The organism is Pseudomonas sp. Root569, assembly GCF_001427465.1.
In the GTDB taxonomy this organism is placed as follows: domain Bacteria; phylum Pseudomonadota; class Gammaproteobacteria; order Pseudomonadales; family Pseudomonadaceae; genus Aquipseudomonas; species Aquipseudomonas synxantha.
This window is the reverse complement of sequence record NZ_LMGQ01000026.1, coordinates 258,090-281,585: the sequence shown is the minus strand read 5'-3', so window position 1 is coordinate 281,585 and position 23,496 is coordinate 258,090. Positions and strand designations below refer to the sequence as shown.

General features: G+C 59.9%; 21 protein-coding genes and 1 pseudogene. 10 read left to right on the top strand and 12 right to left on the bottom strand.

Going from position 1 to position 23,496, the window contains the following annotated elements; all coding sequences use genetic code 11:
- The first annotated feature begins 36 nt into the window (after positions 1–36).
- From ASD70_RS23500 to ASD70_RS23480, 5 genes are read left to right on the top strand one after another with little or no spacing between them, the layout of a single operon-like run.
- The gene (locus ASD70_RS23500; protein WP_043048357.1) at positions 37–1,068 is read left to right on the top strand and encodes a DUF5924 family protein; all 1,032 of its coding nucleotides are present in this window, start codon (positions 37–39) and stop codon (positions 1,066–1,068) included.
- A gap of 54 nt (positions 1,069–1,122) precedes the next feature.
- The gene (locus tag ASD70_RS23495; RefSeq protein WP_056847551.1) at positions 1,123–2,271 is read left to right on the top strand and encodes an MlaE family ABC transporter permease; all 1,149 of its coding nucleotides are present in this window, start codon (positions 1,123–1,125) and stop codon (positions 2,269–2,271) included.
- Positions 2,268–3,071: an ABC transporter ATP-binding protein gene (locus tag ASD70_RS23490; protein ID WP_014716351.1), complete on the top strand. Its 804-nt coding sequence runs from the start codon at positions 2,268–2,270 to the stop codon at positions 3,069–3,071. Before ASD70_RS23495 ends, ASD70_RS23490 begins: the two co-directional genes overlap by 4 nt.
- A 1-nt stretch (position 3,072) precedes the next feature.
- On the top strand, positions 3,073–4,011 hold the full coding sequence (locus ASD70_RS23485) for an MlaD family protein (protein WP_056847550.1): 939 nt from the start codon (positions 3,073–3,075) through the stop codon (positions 4,009–4,011).
- Positions 4,008–4,619, top strand: coding sequence for an ABC-type transport auxiliary lipoprotein family protein (locus tag ASD70_RS23480; protein WP_056847549.1), 612 nt, complete (start codon positions 4,008–4,010; stop codon positions 4,617–4,619). Before ASD70_RS23485 ends, ASD70_RS23480 begins: the two co-directional genes overlap by 4 nt.
- A gap of 92 nt (positions 4,620–4,711) precedes the next feature.
- Here the strand turns inward: ASD70_RS23480 and ASD70_RS23475 are convergent, their stop codons facing one another.
- The 5 genes from ASD70_RS23475 to ASD70_RS23460 all read right to left on the bottom strand — a co-directional run bounded on the left by ASD70_RS23475 (position 4,712) and on the right by ASD70_RS23460 (position 9,086).
- Complete coding sequence (locus ASD70_RS23475; protein ID WP_046070288.1) at positions 4,712–5,941, bottom strand: nucleoside recognition domain-containing protein; 1,230 nt, start codon at positions 5,939–5,941, stop codon at positions 4,712–4,714.
- A 98-nt stretch (positions 5,942–6,039) separates the two neighbouring features.
- Entirely contained in the window at positions 6,040–7,371 is a 1,332-nt protein-coding gene (gene gltP / locus ASD70_RS23470) for a glutamate/aspartate:proton symporter GltP (protein WP_043048349.1), read from the bottom strand.
- A 717-nt stretch (positions 7,372–8,088) separates the two neighbouring features.
- Positions 8,089–8,556 carry an inhibitor of vertebrate lysozyme family protein gene (locus ASD70_RS23465; RefSeq protein WP_046070287.1) on the bottom strand — a complete coding sequence of 156 codons (468 nt, stop codon included), beginning with the start codon at positions 8,554–8,556 and terminating at the stop codon, positions 8,089–8,091.
- A gap of 2 nt (positions 8,557–8,558) precedes the next feature.
- Positions 8,559–8,723 (bottom strand): DUF1328 domain-containing protein, encoded by a 165-nt coding sequence (locus ASD70_RS28655; protein ID WP_003187386.1) that lies wholly within the window; start codon positions 8,721–8,723, stop codon positions 8,559–8,561.
- Between the two features lie 78 nt (positions 8,724–8,801).
- Entirely contained in the window at positions 8,802–9,086 is a 285-nt protein-coding gene (locus ASD70_RS23460; RefSeq protein WP_056847561.1) for a hypothetical protein, read from the bottom strand.
- A 391-nt stretch (positions 9,087–9,477) separates the two neighbouring features.
- On the opposite strand from ASD70_RS23460, the gene algB reads away from it, so the two are divergent.
- Together algB and ASD70_RS23450 are read left to right on the top strand one after the other, a co-directional pair.
- Positions 9,478–10,824: a sigma-54-dependent response regulator transcription factor AlgB gene (gene algB, locus ASD70_RS23455; protein WP_046070286.1), complete on the top strand. Its 1,347-nt coding sequence runs from the start codon at positions 9,478–9,480 to the stop codon at positions 10,822–10,824.
- A 10-nt stretch (positions 10,825–10,834) separates the two neighbouring features.
- Entirely contained in the window at positions 10,835–12,622 is a 1,788-nt protein-coding gene (locus ASD70_RS23450; RefSeq protein ID WP_046070285.1) for an ATP-binding protein, read from the top strand.
- A gap of 94 nt (positions 12,623–12,716) precedes the next feature.
- On the opposite strand, the gene ASD70_RS23445 is transcribed toward ASD70_RS23450, so the two are convergent.
- From ASD70_RS23445 to ASD70_RS30040, 6 genes and pseudogenes are all read right to left on the bottom strand, one after another.
- On the bottom strand, positions 12,717–13,493 hold the full coding sequence (locus ASD70_RS23445; RefSeq protein WP_056847548.1) for an N-acetylmuramoyl-L-alanine amidase: 777 nt from the start codon (positions 13,491–13,493) through the stop codon (positions 12,717–12,719).
- An 88-nt stretch (positions 13,494–13,581) separates the two neighbouring features.
- Entirely contained in the window at positions 13,582–15,645 is a 2,064-nt protein-coding gene (locus ASD70_RS23440; protein ID WP_056847547.1) for a GGDEF domain-containing protein, read from the bottom strand.
- A complete protein-coding gene (locus ASD70_RS23435; RefSeq protein WP_046070282.1) occupies positions 15,642–16,520 on the bottom strand; it encodes an endonuclease/exonuclease/phosphatase family protein in 879 nt (292 codons plus the stop codon). Before ASD70_RS23435 ends, ASD70_RS23440 begins: the two co-directional genes overlap by 4 nt.
- A 10-nt stretch (positions 16,521–16,530) precedes the next feature.
- Positions 16,531–17,166 carry a thiol:disulfide interchange protein DsbA gene (gene dsbA, locus ASD70_RS23430; RefSeq protein WP_046070281.1) on the bottom strand — a complete coding sequence of 212 codons (636 nt, stop codon included), beginning with the start codon at positions 17,164–17,166 and terminating at the stop codon, positions 16,531–16,533.
- Positions 17,167–17,335: 169 nt separating this feature from the next.
- On the bottom strand, positions 17,336–17,962 hold the full coding sequence (locus ASD70_RS23425) for a c-type cytochrome (protein ID WP_046070280.1): 627 nt from the start codon (positions 17,960–17,962) through the stop codon (positions 17,336–17,338).
- A 33-nt stretch (positions 17,963–17,995) separates the two neighbouring features.
- Positions 17,996–18,106: pseudogene (locus ASD70_RS30040) on the bottom strand (cytochrome); the annotation flags it as partial.
- A 303-nt stretch (positions 18,107–18,409) separates the two neighbouring features.
- On the opposite strand from ASD70_RS30040, the gene yihA reads away from it, so the two are divergent.
- Entirely contained in the window at positions 18,410–19,051 is a 642-nt protein-coding gene (gene yihA / locus ASD70_RS23415; protein ID WP_043048336.1) for a ribosome biogenesis GTP-binding protein YihA/YsxC, read from the top strand.
- A gap of 267 nt (positions 19,052–19,318) precedes the next feature.
- On the opposite strand, the gene polA is transcribed toward yihA, so the two are convergent.
- Positions 19,319–22,114, bottom strand: coding sequence for a DNA polymerase I (gene polA, locus ASD70_RS23410; protein WP_046070278.1), 2,796 nt, complete (start codon positions 22,112–22,114; stop codon positions 19,319–19,321).
- Between the two features lie 74 nt (positions 22,115–22,188).
- Here polA and ASD70_RS23405 point away from each other — a divergent pair, with 74 nt between their 5' ends.
- On the top strand, positions 22,189–22,479 hold the full coding sequence (locus ASD70_RS23405) for a DUF2782 domain-containing protein (RefSeq protein WP_016978788.1): 291 nt from the start codon (positions 22,189–22,191) through the stop codon (positions 22,477–22,479).
- Between the two features lie 56 nt (positions 22,480–22,535).
- On the top strand, positions 22,536–23,489 hold the full coding sequence (locus ASD70_RS23400; protein ID WP_056847545.1) for a homoserine kinase: 954 nt from the start codon (positions 22,536–22,538) through the stop codon (positions 23,487–23,489).
- Positions 23,490–23,496 lie beyond the last annotated feature (7 nt).

Sequence of the window (23,496 nt, the reverse complement as noted above, 5' to 3'; positions counted from 1 at the left end):
GTCTGGGATTTTTCATATAAAGACTGCGAACCGCCGATGCCAAACCTGACCCACTTAATCCAGCGCATCCTCGAACTGATGAAGCGCTACCCAGGGGTAATCGCACTCGGCGGTTTCATCTCGGGCGTGGGCAGCTTTATCCTGGTGGACCGCCAGCAGGGCATGGCCAGCTGGATCGCAGTCATCATGCTGGTGAGCTGGCTGTGGCTGATGCTGGAAAACAGCTTCACGCAGCTGTTCACCAAGCTCTTCAAGCGTGAAATCCCCGAACCGCTGCTGCGCTACGCCACCCAGATGATCCACCAGGAAAGTCTGTTTTTCGTACTGCCGTTCTTCTTCATCACCACAGCCTGGAACAGCGGCCAATCGGTGTTTACCGGCCTGCTCGGCGCGGCCGCGCTGGTGTCGATCATCGACCCGCTGTACTACAAGTGGCTGGCGCCCAAGCGTTCGCTGTTCCTCGCGCTGCATACCCTGACCTTATTCGCCGCACTGTTGACCGCGTTGCCGATCATCCTGCACCTGACCACTGCCGAGAGCTACAAACTGGCACTGGGCGTGGCGATGGCCTTGTCGATTCCCAGCTTGGCCGTCAGCCTGCCGCTGCGCAGTCTCAAAGGCTGGGCGATGCTGCTGGGCGTCACCGCCGCCATCGGCTGCGCCGGCTGGTTCCTGCGCAGCTGGGTGCCGCCCGCTACCCTGTGGATGACCGAAGTGGCGATCAGCACCCAGCTGCAAGACCGCACACCTGGCGACCACCTCAAGGAAGTCACTGCCGCCCAGTTGCGCAGTGGTGGGCTGTACGCCTACACCGCGATCAACGCACCGCGCGGGCTGGATGAACGGATCTACCATGTGTGGAAATTCAATGGCCAGGAAGTCGACCGCATTGCCCTGGATATCCATGGCGGTCGCAAGGAGGGTTACCGCGCCTGGACCCACAAGCAGAATTTCCCGGGTGACTCAGCAGGGCGCTGGCAGGTCCAGGTGCTGACCGAAGACGGGCAAGTCATCGGTGTATTGCGCTTCAAGGTGATAGACACAGCACAAGCGGACAACCCAAAGTAGGCGAGTGTGTGCTATTACGTAGCCATTGTGGATAGCCAAACAAGCTCGGAGCTTATGACCACTCGCACGACGGCCGGCGCGGCCCACCTTGATACGTCCATCACTCCACCTTTGCTCCGGATTACCGGCGACTGGACGCTTGCCCACTACACCACACTGAAGAAGCTGTCGGACAAGCTCGACGGCCAATACGACGCTGGCGCCCGCATCGACCTCAACGGCCTCGGCGCATTGGATACCGCCGGCGCCTCGCTGCTGGTGGAGCTGCTGGGCCCCGAGCGCATCGAACACTCCGCCGAGCAGACCGATTGCAGCCTGCCAGCCGCAGACCGTGCATTGCTCAAGACGGTCTACCGCTCCCTGAATGATTTCTGCGTGCCGACCAAAGAGCCGGAAGAGGCTGTCGGCATCCAAGTGCTGGCGCGCATTGGCAGTGCCGTGGACACCGTCTGGCAAGACGCGATGAAGCTGCTGGGCTTTATCGGCCTGATCCTCGAAACTTTCGCCCGTGGCATCCTGCGGCCCAAGCGCTGGCGCCTGACGCCGATGGTCGCGCATATCGAACAGACCGGCCTCGACGCAGCGCCTATCGTGGCCTTGCTGACCTTCCTGGTGGGCGCGGTGGTGGCGTTTCTCGGCGCCACGGTGCTCAAGAGCTTCGGCGCGACGATTTTTACCGTGGACCTAGTAGCGTTCTCCTTCCTGCGGGAGTTCGGCGTATTGCTCACTGCTATCCTGATTGCTGGCCGTACCGCCAGTGCGTTCACCGCGCAAATCGGCTCAATGAAGGCCAACGAAGAAATCGACGCCATCCGTACCTTGGGCCTGGACCCCATGGAGCTGTTGGTATTGCCGCGGGTCTTGGCGCTACTGGTGGCGCTGCCGATGCTGACCTTCCTGGCGATGCTCTCGGGGATCGTCGGCGGTGGCGTGGTGTGTGCGGTGGCCCTGGATATTTCACCGGCGATGTTCCTCTCGCTGTTGCAATCGGACATTGGCGTGCAGCACTTTCTGGTAGGCATGGTGAAGGCGCCGATCTTCGCCTTCCTGATCGCGGCCATTGGCTGCCTGGAAGGCTTCAAGGTCAGCGGCAGTGCCGAATCCGTCGGCGCGCACACCACTTCCAGCGTGGTGCAATCGATCTTTGTGGTGATCGTGCTGGATGCGGTCGCCGCGATGTTCTTCATGGAGATGGGCTGGTGAGTCGTCTACACCGTGCGCCCACTGAGGCGGTGATTGAAGTGCGCGGCTTGTGCAACCGCTTTGGCAGCCAGAGCGTGCACGAGAACCTCGACCTGGATTTGTACAAGGGCGAAATCCTGGCGGTGGTCGGCGGCTCCGGCAGCGGCAAGTCGGTGCTGTTGCGCAGCATCGTCGGCCTGCGGCGCCCCAGTGAGGGTGAAGTGCGGGTGTTCGGCAAGAACCTGCCGAGCCTGCCTGAGCATGAACGCTCGCTGGTGGAACGACGCTTTGGCGTGCTGTTCCAGAAGGGCGCGCTGTTTTCCTCGCTGACCGTCACCGAGAACGTCGCCCTGCCCTTGATTGAACACGCCGGCCTCAGCCGCGCCGACGCCGAGCACTTGGCGGCGGTCAAGCTGGCGCTGGCCGGGCTGCCACTGTCGGCGGCCGACAAATACCCGGCCTCATTGTCCGGCGGCATGATCAAGCGCGCGGCCCTGGCCCGTGCGCTGGCATTGGACCCGGACATCCTGTTCCTCGATGAACCCACCGCTGGCCTCGATCCGATTGGCGCCGCGCAGTTCGACCAACTGATCCTGACCCTGCGCGACGCGTTGGGCTTGAGTGTGTTCCTGGTCACCCACGACCTGGACACGCTGTACACCATCACCGACCGCGTGGCGGTGCTGGCGCAGAAGAAAGTGCTGGTGGCCGACGCCATCGATGTCGTCTCGGAAACCGACGACGCCTGGATTCACGAATATTTCCACGGCCCCCGGGGCCGTGCGGCATTGGATGCCGCTCAATCGCTCAACGAGGTATGACATGGAAACCCGAGCCCATCATGTGATGATCGGACTGTTCAGCGTAATAGTGGTGGTCGGCGCGATGCTGTTTGGCCTGTGGCTGGCCAAGTCCAGCGTCGACAGCGCCTTCCAGGATTACGAAGTGATCTTCAACGAGGCGGTCAGCGGCCTGTCCCAGGGCAGTGCGGTGCAGTACAGCGGGATCAAGGTCGGCGACGTCACCAGCCTGCGCCTGGACCCCAAAGACCCGCGCCGCGTCCTGGCGCGCATCCGCCTGGCCGGGCAGACGCCGATCAAGGAAGACACCCAGGCCAAGCTGGCGCTGACCGGCATCACCGGCACCTCGATCATCCAGCTCAGCGGCGGCACCCCACAGAGCCCGGAGCTCAAGGGCAAGGACGGCAACCTGCCGGAAATCATCGCATCCCCATCGCCCATCGCTCGCCTGCTCAACAACAGCAACGACCTGATGACCAGCGTCAACTTGCTGCTGCACAACGCCAACCACATGTTCTCCCGGGAAAACGTCGAACGCCTGAGCAACACCCTGGACAACCTGCAACAAACCACCGGGGCCATCGCCGAGCAACGAGGCGATATCAAGGTGGTGATGCAGCAACTGATGCAGGTGAGCAAACAGGCCGGTGCCGCTCTCGAGCAAACCACCGTACTGATGCGTAGCGCCAATGGCCTGCTCAACGAGCAAGGCAAGCAAGCCTTCGGCAGCGCCGAGCAGGCGATGAAATCTCTGGAGCAAAGCACCGCCACCATCAACAGCTTGCTGACCAACAACCAGGACTCGGTGAACAGCGGCATGCAGGGCCTTAACGAACTGGCGCCGGCGGTGCGCGAATTGCGTGAAACCCTTGGTTCGCTGCGCGCCATCTCTCGTCGCCTGGAAGCCAACCCCAGCGGTTACCTGCTGGGCAGTGACAAGAACAAGGAGTTCACGCCATGAAGCGTGCTTACCAAATGATCGCCCCTGTGGCTCTGGCACTGGTCAGTGCGTGTTCAATCCTGCCCAAGCCGGATCCATCGGACGTATACCGCCTGGTATCTGCACAGCCAACCACTCAAGGCACACCGGTAAGTTGGTCATTGCGGGTGAGCAAGCCCCAGACCAGCGAATTCCTCGACAGCCCACGCATTGCCGTGGTGCCTGACGGCAACCTGATCAGCAGTTATGCAAACTCACGCTGGAGCGACCCGGCGCCAGTGCTTTTACGCAACCGCCTGCTGGACGGCTTCCAACGGGACGGGCGAGTGACGTTGTTGAGTACCGACGAGACCAACCTGCAAGCCGACTATGAGCTGGGCGGGCAATTGCAGGCGTTTCAGAGTGAGTACAGTGGCAAAGCGGTAGATGTCGTGATTCGCCTCGACGCACGGTTGGTGCGCGGCAGTGACCAGCGGATTATCGCCAGCCGGCGGTTTGAGGTAAGGCAGCCGGTGGGTGACACCAAGGTGCCCGCGGTGGTGGCAGCCTTTGGTAAGGCGGGGGATCAGTTGAATGGGCAGGTGGTGAATTGGGTGGTGCAGCAGGGCAAGGCTGCCTTAAAACGCTGACGGCCTCATCGGGGGCAAGCTCCCTCCCACATTTTGAATGCATTCGCAGATCAAGTGTGGGAGGGGGCTTGCCCCCGATAGCAATCTAAGGCTTAACCGAAGAACCAGTAGCACACCGCAATAGCCGCCACGACACCGGCAAACTCCGCCAGCAACGCACAGCCCACCGCATGCCGCGCCCGCTGGATGCCCACCGAGCCGAAATAAACCGCCAACACATAAAACGTCGTTTCAGTACTGCCCTGAATCGTCGCCGCCACCAACGCAGGGAAGCTATCCACCCCCTGGGTCTGCATAGTCTCGATCAGCATCGCCCGCGCCGCACTGCCGGAGAATGGCTTGACCATCGCCGTTGGCAGCGCGTCGACGAAACGCGTATCCATGCCGGTCCAGGCCACCACATGGCGAATCCCTTCCAGCCCGAAGTCCAAAGCTCCCGAGGCACGTAGCACACCCACCGCACACAGCATCGCCACCAGATAGGGCAACAGGTTCTTGGCCACGTCGAAGCCTTCCTTGGCCCCTTCGACGAAGGCTTCGTACACCTTGACCTTGCGCAGGGCACCGATCACTAGGAACAGCATGATCAAGCCAAACAGTGTGAGGTTACCCAGGATCGACGACAAGCCGGCCAGCGCCGTGGCAGACAGGGTCGCCAGCAGCGCCATGAAGCCGCCCAGTATCAATGCTCCGGGGATCAGGTAGGCCAGCACTACCGGGTCCCACAACCGCAGGCGCTGCATCACCGCCACCGACAGCAGGCCCACCAGGGTCGACGCGCTGGTGGCCAGCAGGATCGGCAGGAACACCAGGGTCGGGTCTGCGGCGCCTTGCTGGGCGCGGTACATGAAGATGGTCACCGGCAACAGCGTCAGCGACGACGCGTTAAGCACCAGGAACAGGATTTGTGCGTTACTCGCCGTATTGGGGATCGGATTGAGTTCCTGCAGCGCCTTCATGGCCTTCAGCCCGATGGGCGTGGCGGCGTTGTCCAGGCCCAGGCCGTTGGCAGCGAAGTTGAGGGTGATCAAGCCGATGGCGGGGTGGCCGGCGGGCACTTCCGGCATCAGGCGGCGAAACAACGGGCCAAGGGCCTTGGCCAGCCAGTCGACGATCCCGGCTTTCTCGGCGATGCGCAAAAAGCCCAGCCACAAGGTCAGGGTGCCGAACAGCAGCACCATGACTTCCACCGACAATTTAGCCATGGCGAAAATGCTTTCCACCATCGCTGCGAAAATCCCGGCGTTACCGCCCACCAGCCATTGCGCCAGTGCTGACACCATTGCCACGACAAAGAAGCCAAGCCACAGGCCATTGAGCATCAGTTAAATCCCCCGAAAGATGGGGCGAATGATAACGGGGCTGGCAGAAACGACAAACCCCGGAATTATCCGGGGTTTGTGTCAGCGCAATCGAGCGATCAGCCGCGAGTGATCTCGCCGGCCGGCAGCGCTTCCTTGCTGCGCCAGTGCGGCAGGGAATTCCAGTAGCGCTCGCCCTTGGCATCGTCGTACATGCCTTCCCAGCGGGAGATAACCAGTACGGCCAAGGCATTACCGATCACGTTCAGTGCAGTACGCGCCATGTCCATTACACGGTCGACACCGGCAATGAACGCCAAGCCTTCCAGCGGGATGCCCACACTGCCCAGGGTGGCCAGCAATACCACGAAGGACACGCCCGGCACGCCGGCGATACCTTTGGAGGTCACCATCAGAGTCAGGACCAGCATCAGTTGCTGGCCGATCGACAGATCGATGCCATACAGCTGTGCGATAAAGATCGCGGCGATGCTCTGGTACAGGGTCGAACCGTCGAGGTTGAACGAGTAACCGGTCGGCACCACGAAGCTGCAGATCGCCTTCGGCGCACCGTAGGCTTCCATTTTCTCGATCACACGTGGCAACACGGTTTCGGAACTGGCAGTGGAGTACGCCAGCACCAGCTCGTCCTTGAAGATGCGCATCACTTTCAGGATCGAGAAGCCAAACAGGCGAGCGATCAAGCCCAGTACCGCAAAGGCAAAGAACAGGATGGCCACGTAAACCAGGATCACCAGCTTGGCCAGCGGCAGCAATGAGGCAAAGCCGAAGTTGGCGACGGTCACCGCGATCAGGGCAAAGACGCCGATAGGGGCGTACTTCATGATCATGTGGGTAACTTTGAACATGCTCTCGGAAACGCCCTGAAACATGGTCACCAGAGGCTCGCGCAGCTCAGGCTTGAGGCTCGACAAGCCCAGGCCGAACAGCACGGAGAAGAAAATGATCGGCAGCATCTCGCCACGGGCCACCGCTGCAAAAATATTCGATGGGATCAGGTTGAGGATGGTTTCGATGAACGCGTGTTCATGCTGTACCTCGGCGGCGGTCGCCTGATACTTGGAGATATCGACGGTACCCAGGGTACTCATATCGATGCCGGCGCCCGGGTGGAACAGGTTGGCCAGCAACAGGCCGACCACGATGGCGATGGTGGTGACCACTTCGAAGTAAAGGATGGTTTTGACGCCGATACGTCCGAGCTTTTTCGCATCGCCTACACCGGCAATGCCGACGATCAGCGAGGAAATCACAATCGGGATCACGATCATCTTGATCAGGCGGATAAAGATATCGCCTGCCGGCTGCAACACATTGCTGATCCACCAGGCCTTTTCAGCACTGAAATGGTTGAGCACTGCACCGATTGCGATCCCCAGTACCAAACCGATGAGGATCTGCCAGGCGAGGCTTAGCTTTGCCTTCTTCATGTCATTACCCTTACTTCAAGTGGACTTAAGGCGAATGCGCCAGCTGGAACGCCCGAAAGCGAAAAAGTGTGAGCATCAGCCTCCATGGAAGGTCACCGCAGCGTGGCCGAAATGGCTTACTGGCAGGCGAAAAAAGGCGCAACTATTCCCATGCAAGGGGGCGACGTCTAATGCCGTAAACGCCTACCCTATGCCGAATCGGCATGGCTTTTTTTGAAAATAATTGTCCGAACGGTCAGTTCGAATACGCCATTGAGGCGGGTGAATATGCCGTGAAGCTGCCAAATCAGGCTCGCTTAGCGAAGCAGGACGACTTGAAGTGATTGGCAGAAATGCGTGAGAAATCCACCACCTAGCGCCAGAAAAGTCCTCTGGCGAGGACGAAAATTTCTAGATAGATGGTCACGCTGACATACCCAGTAATGGTTGGTGTAAGGCAAAAACTGAAATGACGGCTATGAAAGGCATGAAGCGCGGGGGATGAGAGTCATAAGCCCGCCGCAAGTTCAGCAAGCTTGAGGGCTTGTGAACTTGCGTCGCAGCTTTTCGCCTGACCCGGCCCTTGCGCAGGCACTCCCTGTGCCCGTAGGTCACGCCGATCTCGGTGGATCAGAGCAACCCGGCCCCCTGGTCATGCATCACTGTTGGCGAGCGATGCAAACAGAAAGAAGCGCAGGGGCTTCTTTCTATGGACGCAGGCTCCGTTTCAGACGGAACCTAGTACCAATTCGGATCTTTCTTCAGTTGTTCCATCAACAGCTTTTGCATGCCTTCATCCGGCTTACCGAGGAAACGGTAATCGGCATGCCGTGTCGGGGACTTGTCGGCCGGCAGACCGGCTGGGACTTCCACCAACATCGCGTAGGCATCTTCCTTATCGAAACTGAAGGCCACAATGAGGCGCTTGTTCAAGCAGGTATCCGCAGTTTCGCAAAGCGGGCCCACCAGATACTTGTCACCGTCCTCTTCAACAGCATTCATTTGTTCGGCGGTGCCCGACAGGTTCATCACCCATTCCGGCAGGCGCTGTTCTTTCTTCACCACGTCTTGCCAGGTCTCACGGTACTGCGGGTCCGCACTGAGCAATTGGTTAGCCCGGGACTGGCCGTCATTGGCGGCCATCGCCAGGCTGCTGCCGCCCAAGAGCAGGGCGGCAGCAATGGCTTTAAACGGCAGAGTGGTCATATTCAGCCTCGGCCTTTACGACCAAAGAAGAACGAAGCGATAAACATCACCAGGAAGACGACAAAGAGAATCTTGGCGATACCCGTGGCGGTGCCCGCAATACCACCAAAGCCCAGGACTGCAGCCACAATGGCGATGATCAGAAATGTGATTGCCCAACTCAACATGGTGATTCTCCTTATGCTTCTATAGGGGTAACAGCGGTAGTGCCGTACAGCCGCTCAATTCAAGCGACCTTGTCTTGCCTAGAACACCCAGCGCTCTTGGGTTGGCAGTTCGTCCAGAGTGGAATCCTGGTCGACCAAGCTCAATTGCGGGGCAGTTCCATTAGTGCTGGCGCTGCCAATGGAACGGAAGTGGGTCTGGGTCATGACCGGACGTTCAAATTGCGGGGTTTGCTGCGCACTCTCTTGCCAATGCTGCATTTGCTGGCCGGCAATCAACGTGACCATCAATGCCAAACTGGCAAACAAGCCCTGCTGCACACGAAGCGGGGATACACGCAATTGGCTGAGGCTTTGGCGAGTCATGCTGCTTTTCTCCCGCATTCTGTTTATTCGTTCATGACACTCTTGGGAGAGATATTGCAGACTGCATGCCAGCTTTATTGCAAAATAAAACTCAATAAAATCAACGAGTTAAATGCCACACACAGATCTATCACCTAGCATCCTGCACGATGCCCCTGCGTTACCCGTGCGAAATGCACGATGGCCAATGGTCGGATCGACGGATCAAATCCGCAGACCTCGTTGCCGAAGTGGCAGCAGGGTATGAAAACGCCATCAGCCGGTACTTGTGTCGGGAGTGTGCAGATACCTGCACGGACATGCCTTTTATGAATCAGAATAAACCATGCAACTTGCCCGATTATTCCGGGACTAAACACCATCACATTTATAGTTAAGGAGCGCGGGACAGATGGGATCAGCCAAGGAACTTCAAGGCCGCATTCTTTTAGTGGATGACGAGTCCGCGATCCTGCGCACCTTCCGTTATTGCCTGGAGGATGAGGGCTACACCGTAGCCACCGCCAACAGCGCGGCCCAGGCTGACGCGCTGATGCAGCGCCAGGTGTTCGACCTGTGCTTTCTCGATTTGCGCCTTGGCGAAGATAACGGCCTGGATGTACTGGCACAGATGCGTATCCAGGCACCGTGGATGCGTGTGGTGATTGTCACTGCTCATTCCGCCGTGGATACCGCCGTAGACGCGATCCAGGCCGGTGCCGCCGACTATCTGGTCAAGCCCTGCAGCCCGGATCAATTGCGCCTGGCCACCGCCAAGCAACTGGAAGTGCGCCAGCTTTCGGCGCGCCTGGAAGCCTTGGAAGGTGCGGTGCGCCAGTCCAAGGATGGCCTGGACTCCCACAGCCCATCAATGATGGTGGTGTTGGAGACCGCGCGCCAAGTGGCTGGCACCGATGCCAACATTCTGATCCTCGGCGAGTCCGGCACCGGTAAAGGGGAGCTGGCCCGGGCTATCCATGGCTGGAGCAAACGCTCGAAAAAATCCTGCGTAACCATCAACTGCCCATCGCTGACCGCCGAACTGATGGAGAGTGAGCTGTTCGGCCACAGCCGCGGCGCGTTCACCGGCGCCAGTGAAAGCACGCTGGGCCGAGTCAACCAGGCGGACGGCGGCACACTGTTTCTCGACGAAATCGGCGACTTTCCGCTCACGTTGCAGCCAAAACTCCTGCGGTTCATTCAAGATAAAGAGTATGAGCGTGTGGGCGACCCGGTCACCCGTCGCGCCGATGTACGTATCCTTGCAGCCACCAACTTGAATCTGGAAGACATGGTGCGTGATGGCCGCTTCCGTGAAGACTTGCTGTACCGCCTCAACGTCATCACCTTGCACCTGCCGCCGTTGCGCGAACGCAGTGAGGACATCCTGGCCCTGGCCGACCGCTTCCTGGCGCGCTTCGTCAAGGAATACGCCCGTCCCGCTCGCGGCTTCAGTGATGACGCTCGAGAAGCGCTGCTCAACTATCGCTGGCCCGGCAATATCCGCGAGCTGCGCAACGTGGTGGAGCGCGCCAGCATTATTTGCCCGCAGGAGAAGGTCGAGATCAGCCACTTGGGGATGGCCGAACAACCGACCAACAATGCGCCGCGTATCGGCGCCGCACTGAGCCTGGACGAACTGGAAAAAGCCCACATCGGCGCGGTACTCGCTACCAGTGACACCCTGGACCAAGCAGCCCGCACTCTCGGCATCGACGCGTCGACCCTGTACCGCAAACGCAAACAGTACAACCTGTGAGCAGGACTTTATGAAGCTCGCGATGAAACTGCGCACTCGGTTATTCCTGAGCATCTCAGCGCTGATCACCGTGGCCTTGCTGGGGTTGATCCTGGGCCTGGTCAGCGTCATGCAAATGGCCAAGACCCAGGAATCGTTGATCCGCAGCAATTTCATCACCCTGGACCTGGGGCTCAAGTTGCGCCAGAGCCTGGGCGACCAGCTGATCATGATGCTGGAAAAACGACCCGACCCCGAGGCCCTGCAAGCCTCCAAGCGTCACTATTTCGAGCTGCTGGACGAAGGCGTCGCCCATGAGCAGCTCGATGGAAGAAGCCATGGTTTCAGCCAGGCAAAGGCTGATTACCAGAACCTTCTCGAGGCGTTCGACCAATCTCAACAAGCCTCGCCGCCTGCAGGCAGCAAGGAAAAGCTGACTGAAACTTTCAACGTGTTGCGCAACGGCCTGATCGCCGATCACAAGCGGGCGCTGGAAAACATCAGCACCAGCGAGCATAAATCCCGCGAGCGGGCGTTATTGATCGCCGGCCTTCTCGGGTTGGTGGGGCTTGCGGTGCTGATTATCGGCTTCGTCACCGCCCACGGCATCGCGCGGCGTTTCGGTGGCCCCATCGAGGCGCTCGCCAAGGCCGCCGACAAGATCGGTCAGGGCGATTTCGAGGTTACGCTGCCTATCTCTTCGGCGGCGGAAATGAACCAGTTGACCCGCCGTTTCGGCATCATGGCCGAAGCATTGCGCCAACATCAGGCCACCAATGTTGATGAGTTGCTGGCCGGTCAGCAGCGCCTGCAAGCGGTACTCGACAGTATCGATGACGGCTTGCTGATGATTGATCGCCAAGGCTGCCTTGAGCACCTCAACCCCGTCGCACAGCGCCAACTGGGCTGGGATGAGGAACGACTCGGACAAGGTCTGGGGGAAGCCCTGGGCCGTGCGGAAATGGATGAACAACTGCAACTGGTGCTGCGCGGCGGTAATCTGGAGCGGGCGCCGGACGACCTGGAGGTGGAAGTCGAGGGCGAGCTGCGTCTGCTGACCTACAGCCTGACGCCTGTCAGCCATACACAGGGGCATATTCTCGGCGCGGTGATGGTGCTGCATGACGTCACCGAACAACGCGCCTTTGAGCGGGTGCGCAGCGAGTTTGTGCTGCGCGCCTCCCATGAGCTGCGCACGCCGGTGACCGGTATGCACATGGCCTTCGGCCTGTTTCGCGAACGGGCCAAATTCCCGGCGGATTCCCGCGAAGCGGACCTGCTGGATACGGTCAATGAAGAAATGCAGCGCCTGATGCAGCTGATCAACGACCTGCTCAATTTCTCGCGCTACCAGAACGGCCTGCAAAAGCTCACCCTTGGGGCCTGCGATGTGACCGACCTGCTGGAGCACGCACGGGCCCGGTTCGTCGAGCCTGCCAACGCGCAGAGCATTGAGTTGCTGGTGGAAACCCAGCCAGACTTACCGCGCCTGTATGCCGACCAGGTCCAACTGGAGCGCGTGCTCGACAATCTGCTGGGCAATGCCCTGCGCCATACCGCCGAAGGCGGGCAGATTCGCCTGCAGGCGCGACGTCATGGCGAGCGGGTGATTATCAGCGTTGAAGATAACGGCGAAGGCATCGCCTATGGCCAGCAAGGGCGCATCTTCGAGCCCTTTGTGCAGGTCGGCCGCAAGAAAGGCGGGGCGGGCCTCGGGTTGGCACTGTGCAAGGAGATCGTGCAACTGCATGGCGGCCGCATGGGTGTGTATTCACGGCCGGGGCAGGGCACGCAGTTCTATATGGCGCTGCCGTTGTAGGAGCGAGCTTGCTCGCGAAAAAGGCATGAACGACGCGGGCTGCCTGACAGCGTTGAGATTCTTCGCGAGGAAGCTCGCTCCTACATGTACACGATCAGCGCTGATTCAGGGCCCGCAGGATCGCGGCGCTTTCAGCATCCGGGGTGCCATCGAACAATGATGGACGAAAGCGCATCTGGAACGCTGCGATCACATGACGCGTGGCTACATCCAACTCTCCGGTCTGCGGTGTCTGGTAGCCCAGGCGAGCCAATTCTTCTTGGAACCAGGTAATACTCGGCAGCTGTGCGGCGTACTGCACCTGGAATCGGGCCACCGCCTGGGCATCCGGCCAGACAGCGAGGCCTTCCGCGGCCAAGCGCTTCCAAGGGAACAACGGGCCCGGGTCCAGCTTGCGCAGCGGGGCAATGTCGCTATGCCCAATGATGTTCTTGGGGTCGATGCCATTACGCTTGCTGATGTCCTTGAGCAGCACGATCAGTGACTTTACCTGCGCTTCGGAATACGGGTACCACACACGGCCCGCCGGCGTATCGCTGAACCCTGGGTTGACGATCTCAATGCCGATGGAGCTGGAGTTGAGCCAGGTGCGCCCCATCCACTCGCTTTCACCGGCATGCCAGGCGCGCTGGCTTTCATCCACCAGCTTGTAGATGGTGCCTGAGGCGTCGTCGCCGATCAGGTAATGGCTGCTGACCTGGCCATGGGTCAACAACGCCAGGGAGCGTTCAAGGTTGGCGGAGGTGTAATGCACGACAACGAACTGTATGCGGTTGTCGTGGTTCACCGAAGGATGGCTGGTGTTCAGCCGCGGGCCGCTGGCGCAGCCGGTGAGTAGCAGAAACGCAAAAGCGATATACAAAGATTTCATGGCAGAAGCATTACACTGAAAGTCGATAATGCAACAGTGTAACGTAACGTGTATGCCCAGGCCGTCAAATTACAAAATGGAACATCTTTTATGCCGCCTGTACCTGGTTGCGTCCCGCCGCCTTCGCCTTATACAGCGCTCCGTCGGCGCGCTTGAGTGCCAGGTCGCTGCGCTCGCCGGGCTGAAACTGCGCCACGCCCATGGACACCGTGATCGTCACCGGTTCGCCCTTGAAGTGGAACGGGCAGGCGGCGATGGCGCCGCGCAACACCTCACCCACGGCCAAGGCATCCGCCAACGTTGAATCGGGCATCAACAGCACGAACTCTTCGCCGCCGAAGCGTGCGATGAAGTCGGTGGGCCGCAGGCGCTTGCTCAGCACATTGGCAATGATCTTCAAGACCTTGTCGCCCGCCAGGTGTCCGTAGCCGTCGTTGATAGGCTTGAAGTGATCCAGGTCGAGCATGGCGAGCGAAAGGCTGTTTCCACGCTGATGCCAGGCGTTGACCTCATAATCGAGGCGCTCGCTCCACGCGGCTCGGTTGGGCAAGCCAGTGAGCGGGTCGAGCAAGGCCTTCTGGCGCTGCACTTCCAAGTGCTCGCGGTAACCCAGGGCTTCCTGTTCCATGTTGGCCACCCGCTCCGCCAGGCCTTTGAGGCGTGCAGCCACTTCCTGTTCGCGCTGGTCGCGCTGCTGCTGATGGGCGTCCATGGTGCCGAGCAAGCCTTCGAGGTGGCTTTCGAGCACTTGCTTGAGGCTGTCCAGATCGGCGGCTTCCTGCACGCTGCTTTGCAGCCCGTCGACCTGTTCACGGATCTGCGTATCCAGTTCCCGCGCAGCCAGGCTGCTATCGGTGTGGTCTTCGCTGGCGACCTGCAGATGGCCCTGGAATGCCTCGAGGCGCTCGTTGAGCTGCTTGAGATAAGCCTCGAACTCATGCTGGCCGCTGTCAGTGATCGCCAGCATCAGCACCGCCAAGTCATCGAGGATCGGCAGCAGTTCGTACCAGTTCAGGCCATGGGCGAGGCGCTCACGCATGGCCTCGGCCTGGGGCCGGTGACGCTCGGGCAGCGACAAGTCTTCCAGCAAGCCGAGTAAAGTGTCTTCGATGTGCTTGGCCACCGAGCTGTAGGACGGTTCGGGCGAATCAGGCAGCGCGTATATCCCGCCTGATTGCAGGTCGTCTGGCTCGGGGCTTTCCAGTACGGGCGGCAGAGACAGGCTGCCGATGGTGGTTTCATCGGGTATGTCTACTTGAACCTGCGGTGCTTCGATAAAGGCGGCGAGTGCACTTTCATGCGCAGGCTCCGCACTCGGAGGCTCCTGCACGTCGGGCTCAATTACTGGCGCAGGCGCTACCGTAGGTTGCCCTTGAGCAGAGGCCTCGAATACAAATGTGTCACTGGTGGCCTCTTCCACCTTGGCCTGCGCAACAGCCTCTGGCTTAAAGGCGACGGGTGTTTGCGGCGCTGGCGCAAAGGCACGCAAGGCTTGTGTCAATTCTTCCGATTGCGCGGGCTCTTGGGGCTCAGGCACCGGTTTTGGCACAACAGGCTTTGACGGCGACACTTCTGGTGGAAACAGTGGCGCGACGTCAGCCTCTGGGGCTTCACTCGAGGCATCTTTACTACCAAACAAACGCTGCAGCAGGCCCGGCCCCGAACGCGCGGTTTCGCTCTCAGGCTCCAGGTTATTCAGCGCCTGCCCTTGCAGGCTGCTCAGCTCACTGAGCAGCAGTGGTATCTCCCGCGCTTGCCCGACGCGGCCATCGAGCTGCTTGGCGAAGGTTTTCAGCGGCCGCGCCACCTCGCGGGGCAGCGGGAGCTTTTGCAACTGGGCAACCAAGGCGGTGAGCGCGGTGCTGATCTGGTCGACCCGGGTTTCGCGACGCTGCTCGGAATCGAGCACGGCCTTTTCCAGGCGTGGCAGCAAGGCGGCGAGGGCAGCGTCCATATCGTCGGTACGCACGACGTCACGCATTTCCTTCATGCATTGATCGACGGCGCGATCGGTGCCTTCAGCGGCCAGCGTGCTGCGTACCAGCCCGCGGCGCAGCAGGTCGAGGCGGGCAGCCCAGCGGCGTTCGAGCTTGTCTTGCTGCTCGATGCTCTTGAGGTATTTCTCTTTCCAACGCTGGGCGTCGTCGCTCATGCAAGGGGTCCGCTGGTGCCTGGGCTCAACGCGGGGAACGCATCAGCCGTGAGCGAACCCGGCAGACGAATCTCTACCGCGACCGGCAGGTGATCGGAAATAGGCTGCGCCAGTACCTGCACGCTTTCGAGCGTAAGGGTCGGGCTGAGCAAAATATGATCAAGACAACGCTGTGGGCGCCAGCTGGGGAACGTGGCCTCGACTTGCGGCGCCAATAGTCCGAGGTCGCGCAGCGGGGAATTCTGCAACAGGTCATTGGCATGGGTGTTCATGTCACCCATCAGCACCTGATGCTTGTAGTTGCCAATCATGTCACGCACGTAGGCCAGTTGCAGGTTGCGCGTGCGCCCGCCGAGCGCCAGGTGCATCATCACCACCACCAAGGCCTCCGGGCCTTCGCCGAAACGCACAAGGATCGCCCCGCGGCCTTTCGGGCCTGGTAACGGATGATCTTCGATGGCGGTGGGCTTCAGGCGGCTGAGCACGCCATTGCTGTGCTGCGCCAGGCGCCCAAGGTTGCGGTTGAGTTGCTGGTACCAATAAGGGAAAGCACCGAGCTGGGCAAGGTGTTCCACCTGATTGATATAACCGGAGCGCATGCTGCCGCCATCGGCCTCCTGCAAGGCGACCAGGTCGAAGTCGTTGAGCAGGGTGCCGATTTTCTGCAGGTTACCGGCCCGACCGTTGTGGGGTAGCAGGTGTTGCCAGCCCCGGGTGAGGTAGTGCCGATACTTCTCGGTACTGATACCGACCTGGATATTGAAGCTAAGCAGGCGCAGACGGCTGTCCGGCGGCAGCCCCGTGGACTCCAGGTGGTGCTCGTTGACCTGCGGGTCATGCAGGCCAACAGCGCGTTCGGTACGCCAGCGGCGCATAACGAGCCCCTTACTTGGCTGCCCGCTCTTTGGCGATCAGCTGGTCGGCGACATTGAGGGTCTGCTCAGGACCACCAGTAGAGCCCAGGTCGAAACGGTACTTGCCGTTGACGATCAGGGTCGGAACGCCCTGCACGCCGTACTTCTGTGCGAGTTCCTTGGCCTGCTTGATCTGGCCCTGGATGGCGAAGGAATTGAAGGTGGCCAGGAACTTGTCCTTGTCGACACCCTGGGTGGCGACGAAGTCAGCCATTTCTTCTGGCTTGGTCAGGCGCTTGCCTTGTTTCTGGATCGCTTCGAAGACGGCGTTGTGGACCTTGTGCTCCACACCCATGGCTTCCAGGGTCAGGAACAGTTGGCCGTGGGCATCCCATGGGCCGCCGAACATGGCAGGAATGCGCTTGAAGTTCACGTCCGAAGGCAGTTTCTCAGCCCAGGGATTGATGGTCGGCTCAAAGGCGTAGCAATGCGGGCAGCCGTACCAGAACAGCTCTACTACTTCGATCTTGCCTGGCACCGATACTGGAACCGGATTGCTCAGTTCGACATAGGTTTTACCGGCTTCAAGCGGCACATCGGCTGCTTGCGCGGTCATGCCGAAGAGGCTGGCAGTGACGAGAGCGGCGCTGAGGATCAGATTACGCATGCTTTACTCCTGGACAAATAAAGTCGCCTCACGCGACCTTTAGGTGTGACAGGTCTGCGCGGGCATGAGTTCGTTAGTGTAACGGCACCGGCCACAAAAAAGGGCGGCCTGGGCCACCCTTTTTATGCTTGCATCGCGGGATTAATCGAGTGTTAACGTTGCGTGCAACTTAATGCAGACCCTGGATGTAGCTGGAGACGGCTGCAATGTCTTCGTCACTCAGCTTGCGAGCGATGGTACGCATGGTCATCGCGTCGCCATCGTTGGCCCGGCCGGCTTCTTCCTTACGGAAATCGGTCAACTGCTTGGCAATGTATTGAGCGTGCTGGCCACTCAAATGCGGAAAACCAGCTGCCGCATTACCAGCGCCGTTCGGCGAGTGGCAACCCGTGCAGGCAGGCAGGCCCTTTTCCAGATCGCCGCCACGGAACAGCTTCTCTCCACGCGCGACCAGTTTAGGATCAGCAGCTCCCACACTGCCTTTCTGACTGGCAAAATACGCCGCGAGGTCCGCCAGGTCCTGATCGTTGAGGTTGGTCAGCAAACCGGTCATTTCCAGCACCGTGCGCTTGCCATCCTTGATGTCGTGCATCTGCTTGCTCAGGTAGCGTTCACCCTGGCCTGCCAGTTTGGGAAAGTTCGGCGCCGGGCTGTTGCCATCCGGCCCGTGGCAAGCACCACACACGGCGGCCTTCGCTTGACCGGCAGTGGCATCACCTTTTACGGGGCCCTCTGCAGCGACGGCAGCGCCTGTGATGCCCAAGGTCAACAGCAGACTCACGATCAGTTTGTTCATCAGCTAATCCAACTACGGCTAAGGGTTTAAGAGTTATCTACCGGGTTTACTCACCATCAACTCAATGACGGCCTGGTAATCCTCAGTACTGCAGTCCATGCACAAACCACGCGGCGGCATTGCCTTGAAACCCTGGGTCATGCGTGCCAACAGCGCGACCACGCAAACTCGGTTGTACAGCGCTTCCGGATCCTGTGTAGCCTGAGCGCCATAAAGCGGGTCCAGGACACCAGAAGCGGCAACCATTGAGGCCATACATCGACCTTTTCAGGGTTTGAGAGCGTTTTGCGTTCTAATGCGCAATAAAGGTCTATCGCTCCCGTGAACTTCATCCTTCGCTGGGACAAAGCACACACAAAATCTGCGGCATTATATACTGGCGCTACTGAAACGGAAACGACACCGCTTGCCGCACCCTTTTTCGGCACCGCCCACATCGGAAATCTCATGCAACTCAAGAATCCCATCCTCGGCCTGTGCCAACAGTCCACGTTTATGCTCAGCGCCGCCAAAGTGGACCAATGCCCCGATGACGAGGGCTTTGAAGTCGCCTTTGCGGGCCGCTCCAACGCCGGTAAATCCAGCGCGCTGAACACCCTGACCCACGCCAGCCTGGCACGCACCTCGAAAACCCCGGGCCGCACGCAACTGCTCAATTTCTTCAAGCTAGACGATGATCGGCGTCTGGTCGACCTGCCGGGCTACGGTTATGCAAAAGTACCCATCCCGCTGAAGCTGCACTGGCAGCGTCACCTCGAGGCTTACCTGGGTGGTCGCGAGAGTTTGAAGGGCTTGATCCTGATGATGGACATCCGTCATCCAATGACCGATTTCGACCTACTGATGCTCGACTGGGCTGTCGCCAGCGGCATGCCGATGCATATTCTGCTGACCAAGGCCGACAAGCTCACCTACGGCGCAGCCAAGAACACCTTGCTCAAAGTGCAGTCCGAAATCCGTAAGGGCTGGGGCGACGCGATCAGTATCCAGCTGTTCTCAGCGCCAAAACGCATGGGGCTGGAAGAGGCTTACACCGTACTGGCCGACTGGATGGAATTGGCGGACAAGGGCGCAGAAGTTACCGAGTAACTTTCCTGCGGGCAAAAAAAACCCCGGACTTCGTATGGGGAGGGAAGTTCGGGGTCCAAGTTCCGGACCGCTAGGGCGGGGTCCAGATATCTGCCAACACTTAACACAACATAGGAGCATTGAAGGGCTTCACCACCCATTCAGTAACTCTGAGTCGCAATTCACGGGTTAAGTTCCGGCAGGCCCGAAAACTATTGGAAATAACTGACGCCGATTTCCGATCTAAAGCGCTGCACCGCCCCACGCAGTAGTGGTGCAGCTGCAGGATCAGTGTGCTTCGTCCCAGTTGTCGCCCACGCCCACATCCACCACCAACGGCACATCCAGCTGTGCCGCGGCGCTCATATGTTCGCGAATCTTCTCGCCGACCTGCGCCACCAAGTCTTCCCGCACCTCAAGTACCAGTTCATCGTGCACCTGCAGGATCACCTTGGCATCCAGGCCCGATTCGGTCAGCCAGCTATCCACCAATACCATGGCTTTCTTGATGATGTCCGCCGCCGTGCCCTGCATCGGCGCGTTGATCGCTGTGCGTTCTGCCGCTGCGCGCTCCTGAGGCTTGTTGGAGTTGATATCCGGCAAGTACAACCGGCGCCCGAAGAAGGTTTCCACATACCCCTGGTCGGCAGCCTGGGCACGGGTGCGCTCCATGTACTCGCGAACTCCGGGATAACGGGCAAAGTAGACATCGATATAAGCCTTGGCTGTCTTGGTATCGACGCCAATGTCCTTGCCGAGCTTCTGGGCGCCCATGCCATAGATCAGGCCAAAGTTAATGGCCTTGGCGCTACGGCGCTGATCGGATGTGACTTGGCCCAGCTCGACCTTGAACACCTCGGCCGCCGTGGCCGTGTGCACATCCAGATTATTGCGGAAGGCATTCATCAAGCCTTCGTCCTTGGACAGGTGCGCCATGATCCGCAGTTCGATCTGCGAATAGTCCGCCGCCAGCAGTTTGTAGCCCTTAGGCGCGACAAACGCTTGGCGAATCCGCCGTCCTTCGGCAGTGCGCACCGGGATGTTCTGCAAGTTCGGGTCACTGGAGGACAACCGCCCGGTCGCCGCCACGGCCTGATGATAAGAGGTGTGGATGCGCCCGGTACGCGGGTTGATCTGTTCAGGCAGGCGGTCGGTGTAGGTGCTTTTGAGCTTGCTCATGCTGCGGTACTGCATCAGCACCTTGGGCAACAGAAAATCATCTTCGGCCAGCTTGGCCAGCACTTCCTCGGCGGTGGACGCCTGGCCCTTGCCGGTCTTCTTCAACACCGGCAAGCCCAGTTTTTCATAGAGGATCGCCCCAAGCTGCTTGGGTGAACCCAGGTTGAACGCTTCACCGGCGATCTCGAACGCCTGGCGCTCCAGTTCAACCATCTTGTTACCCAGCTCAATGCTCTGGATACCCAGCAACTCCTTGTCCACCAATGCGCCCTGGCGCTCGATACGCGCCAGTACCGGCACCAACGGTATCTCGATATCCGTCAGTACACTGGCCAGGCTCGGGATCGCGGTCAGCTTCGCGTGCAGTTCCTGATGCAGGCGCAAGGTCACATCGGCATCTTCGGCGGCGTAAGGGCCGGCCTGCTCGAGGGCAATCTGGTCGAAGGTCAACTGCTTGGCACCCTTGCCGGCGATGTCCTGGAAGCTGACCGTGTCGTGGTCCAGATACTTCTTCGCCAGGCTGTCCATGTCGTGGCGGGTCGCCGTGGAGTTCAGCACGTAGGATTCGAGCATGGTGTCGAAGGCGATACCACGCACAGTGATGCCCTGTGCAGGGTCGCCACCGATGGCGCAGTTGGCGAGGATGTTCATATCGAACTTGGCGTGCTGGCCAACCTTGAGTTTGGTCGGGTCTTCCAGCAGCGGTTTCAGGGCCAGCAGCACGGTGTCCCGGTCCAATTGATCCGGCGCGCCGATATAGCAATGGGTCAGCGGGATGTAGGCGGCTTCGTGGGGCCGCACAGCAAACGAGAGCCCGACCAATTGCGCCTGCTGGGCATCGATACCGGTGGTTTCGGTGTCGAAGGCAAACAACGGCGCATCGTGGAGTTTCTTCAGCCATACGTCGAACGTGGCCTGGTCCAGGATGGTGGTGTAAACCGCCTCTACCGGTACCGATATAACAGCCTCAACCAGCGTTTCGGCGACAGGCACAACCTCGCTCGCCGACTTGAGCTCCACGCGCTTGGCATCGCGCAGGATCTCTTCGTACCAGCTCTTGAACTCAAGCAGCGTGTACAGCTCCAGCAGCTTCTCGCGATCCGGCTCGATCAGATGCAGATCATCCAGGCCCACTTCCAGCGGCACATCGACCTTGATCGTCGCCAACTGATAGGACAGGAATGCCATCTCCTTGTGCTCTTCCAGCTTGGCCGGCAGGGTCTTGGCCCCACGGATAGGCAAGGTCGGCACGATATCCAATTGTTCGTAAAGCTCTTTGAGGCCGCCATTGACCCCCACCAGCAAACCGGAAGCGGTCTTCGGGCCAATGCCCGGAACGCCTGGGATGTTGTCGGACGAATCGCCCATCAGCGCCAGATAGTCGATGATCTGCTCCGGAGCGACGCCGAATTTCTCCTTTACGCCCTCAACATCCATCGAGCTACCGGTCATGGTGTTGACCAAGGTAATGTGCCCGTCGACCAGCTGCGCCATGTCCTTGTCACCGGTAGAAATCACCACTGGGCGGCTGGCGGCCGCGCTGCTGCGGGCCAGGGTGCCGATCACGTCATCGGCCTCGACGCCTTCGACGCACAGTAAAGGAAAGCCCAGGGCAATCACGCTCTGGTGCAGCGGCTCGATCTGCAGGCGCATGTCATCGGGCATGCTCGGGCGGTTGGCCTTGTATTCGGCGTACATCTCATCGCGAAAGGTCCCGCCCTTGGCGTCGAACACCACCGCGAAGGGGCTGTCCGGGTACTGCTTGCGCAGGCTTTTGAGCATGTTCAACACGCCCTTGACCGCACCGGTCGGCAGGCCTTTGGAGGTGGTCAGCGGTGGCAGCGCATGGAAGGCGCGGTACAGATAAGAAGAACCGTCCACCAGGACGAGGGGCGATTGGCTCATGAGCAGGATCAACCTTTTCGGCGGGTCAGGCGCTAGAATAGCCGGACCAATGAAAACAAAGGGACAAGGTTATCATGCGTACATTCAATCGCCTGCTGTTGACCGGTTTGATTGCACTCGCTCCGATGGCTGCCATGGCGGCAGACAGTGCCCCTGGAGGTGATCCGGAAGTTACCATTCGCACGGAAGGCGACAAGACGATCCAGGAATACCGCCAGAACGGCTTCCTATACGCGATCAAGGTCACGCCCAAAGGAGCGCCGCCGTACTTCCTGGTACGCGCCGACGGAACCGATGCGAACTTCATCCGTTCTGACCAGCCGGATATGCTGATCCCGTCATGGAAGATCTTCGAATGGAAATGATTTCTTAATTTTAACCGGCGCCGCCCACGGCCGCGCCCGTAACGGCAGTTTTAACCATGTCTGTGTTTACCCCCCTGGCTCGGCCCGAGCTGGAAACTTTTCTCGCACCCTACGGGCTCGGTCGCCTGCTTGATTTCCAGGGGATTGCCGCCGGCAGCGAAAACACTAATTTCTTCATCAGCCTGGAACAGGGCGAGTTCGTCCTGACCCTGGTTGAACGCGGCCCGGTGGCGGAAATGCCGTTCTTCATCGAACTGCTTGACGTGCTCCACGATGCTGACCTGCCCGTGCCTTACGCTCTGCGCACCACCGATGGCATCGCTTTGCGCGAGCTCAAGGGCAAGCCGGCACTGCTGCAACCTCGCCTGGCCGGCAAGCACATCAAGGACGCCAACGCCCAGCATTGCGTCCAGGTCGGCGAGCTGCTCGGCCACCTGCACCTGGCCACCCAGGGCGCAAAGGTGCTGGAGCGCAAGACCGACCGTGGGTTGGATTGGATGCTCAGTGAGGGCGCGCAGCTGATTTCGCACCTCAACGACGCACAACAGCGCTTGCTGCAGGACGCGTTGAGCGAGATCGAAACCCACAAGGCCGACATCCTCGCCCTGCCACGGGCTAACGTGCACGCCGACCTGTTTCGCGACAATGCGATGTTCGAAGGCACGCACTTGACGGGCTTGATCGACTTCTACAACGCCTGCTCGGGGCCGATGCTCTACGACGTGGCGATTGCCTTGAATGACTGGTGTTCGGACACCGATGGCGCGATCGACGGGCAACGCGCCCGGGCGCTGCTGGGCGCTTATGCAGGGCTGCGGCCGTTTACTGCGAAGGAAGCCGAGCTATGGCCGACCATGCTGCGCGTGGCGTGCGTACGGTTCTGGTTGTCGCGGTTGATCGCAGCCGAATCGTTTGCCGGGCAGGATGTGTTGATCCATGACCCGGCGGAGTTCGAGCACCGGCTGCTGCAACGCCAGCAGGTCACCGTCCACCTGCCGTTCGCGCTCTAAAGAAATG

Excerpts from the sequence above, each read along its gene's own strand:
- ASD70_RS23475 (WP_046070288.1), bottom strand. The coding sequence starts at position 5,941 with ATGCTCAATGGCCTGTGGCTTGGCTTCTTTGTCGTGGCAATGGTGTCA.
- ASD70_RS23445 (WP_056847548.1), bottom strand. The coding sequence starts at position 13,493 with ATGAAATCTTTGTATATCGCTTTTGCGTTTCTGCTACTCACCGGCTGC.
- ASD70_RS23480 (WP_056847549.1), top strand. The coding sequence starts at position 4,008 with ATGAAGCGTGCTTACCAAATGATCGCCCCTGTGGCTCTGGCACTGGTC.
- gltP (WP_043048349.1), bottom strand. The coding sequence starts at position 7,371 with ATGAAGAAGGCAAAGCTAAGCCTCGCCTGGCAGATCCTCATCGGTTTG.
- polA (WP_046070278.1), bottom strand. The coding sequence starts at position 22,114 with ATGAGCCAATCGCCCCTCGTCCTGGTGGACGGTTCTTCTTATCTGTAC.
- ASD70_RS23435 (WP_046070282.1), bottom strand. The coding sequence starts at position 16,520 with ATGCGCCGCTGGCGTACCGAACGCGCTGTTGGCCTGCATGACCCGCAG.
- ASD70_RS23495 (WP_056847551.1), top strand. The coding sequence starts at position 1,123 with ATGACCACTCGCACGACGGCCGGCGCGGCCCACCTTGATACGTCCATC.
- ASD70_RS23400 (WP_056847545.1), top strand. The coding sequence starts at position 22,536 with ATGTCTGTGTTTACCCCCCTGGCTCGGCCCGAGCTGGAAACTTTTCTC.
- ASD70_RS28655 (WP_003187386.1), bottom strand. The coding sequence starts at position 8,723 with ATGTTGAGTTGGGCAATCACATTTCTGATCATCGCCATTGTGGCTGCA.
- ASD70_RS23465 (WP_046070287.1), bottom strand. The coding sequence starts at position 8,556 with ATGACCACTCTGCCGTTTAAAGCCATTGCTGCCGCCCTGCTCTTGGGC.
- ASD70_RS23500 (WP_043048357.1), top strand. The coding sequence starts at position 37 with ATGCCAAACCTGACCCACTTAATCCAGCGCATCCTCGAACTGATGAAG.
- ASD70_RS23425 (WP_046070280.1), bottom strand. The coding sequence starts at position 17,962 with ATGAACAAACTGATCGTGAGTCTGCTGTTGACCTTGGGCATCACAGGC.
- ASD70_RS23440 (WP_056847547.1), bottom strand. The coding sequence starts at position 15,645 with ATGAGCGACGACGCCCAGCGTTGGAAAGAGAAATACCTCAAGAGCATC.
- ASD70_RS23485 (WP_056847550.1), top strand. The coding sequence starts at position 3,073 with ATGGAAACCCGAGCCCATCATGTGATGATCGGACTGTTCAGCGTAATA.
- algB (WP_046070286.1), top strand. The coding sequence starts at position 9,478 with ATGGGATCAGCCAAGGAACTTCAAGGCCGCATTCTTTTAGTGGATGAC.
- ASD70_RS23405 (WP_016978788.1), top strand. The coding sequence starts at position 22,189 with ATGCGTACATTCAATCGCCTGCTGTTGACCGGTTTGATTGCACTCGCT.
- dsbA (WP_046070281.1), bottom strand. The coding sequence starts at position 17,166 with ATGCGTAATCTGATCCTCAGCGCCGCTCTCGTCACTGCCAGCCTCTTC.
- yihA (WP_043048336.1), top strand. The coding sequence starts at position 18,410 with ATGCAACTCAAGAATCCCATCCTCGGCCTGTGCCAACAGTCCACGTTT.
- ASD70_RS23460 (WP_056847561.1), bottom strand. The coding sequence starts at position 9,086 with ATGACTCGCCAAAGCCTCAGCCAATTGCGTGTATCCCCGCTTCGTGTG.
- ASD70_RS23450 (WP_046070285.1), top strand. The coding sequence starts at position 10,835 with ATGAAGCTCGCGATGAAACTGCGCACTCGGTTATTCCTGAGCATCTCA.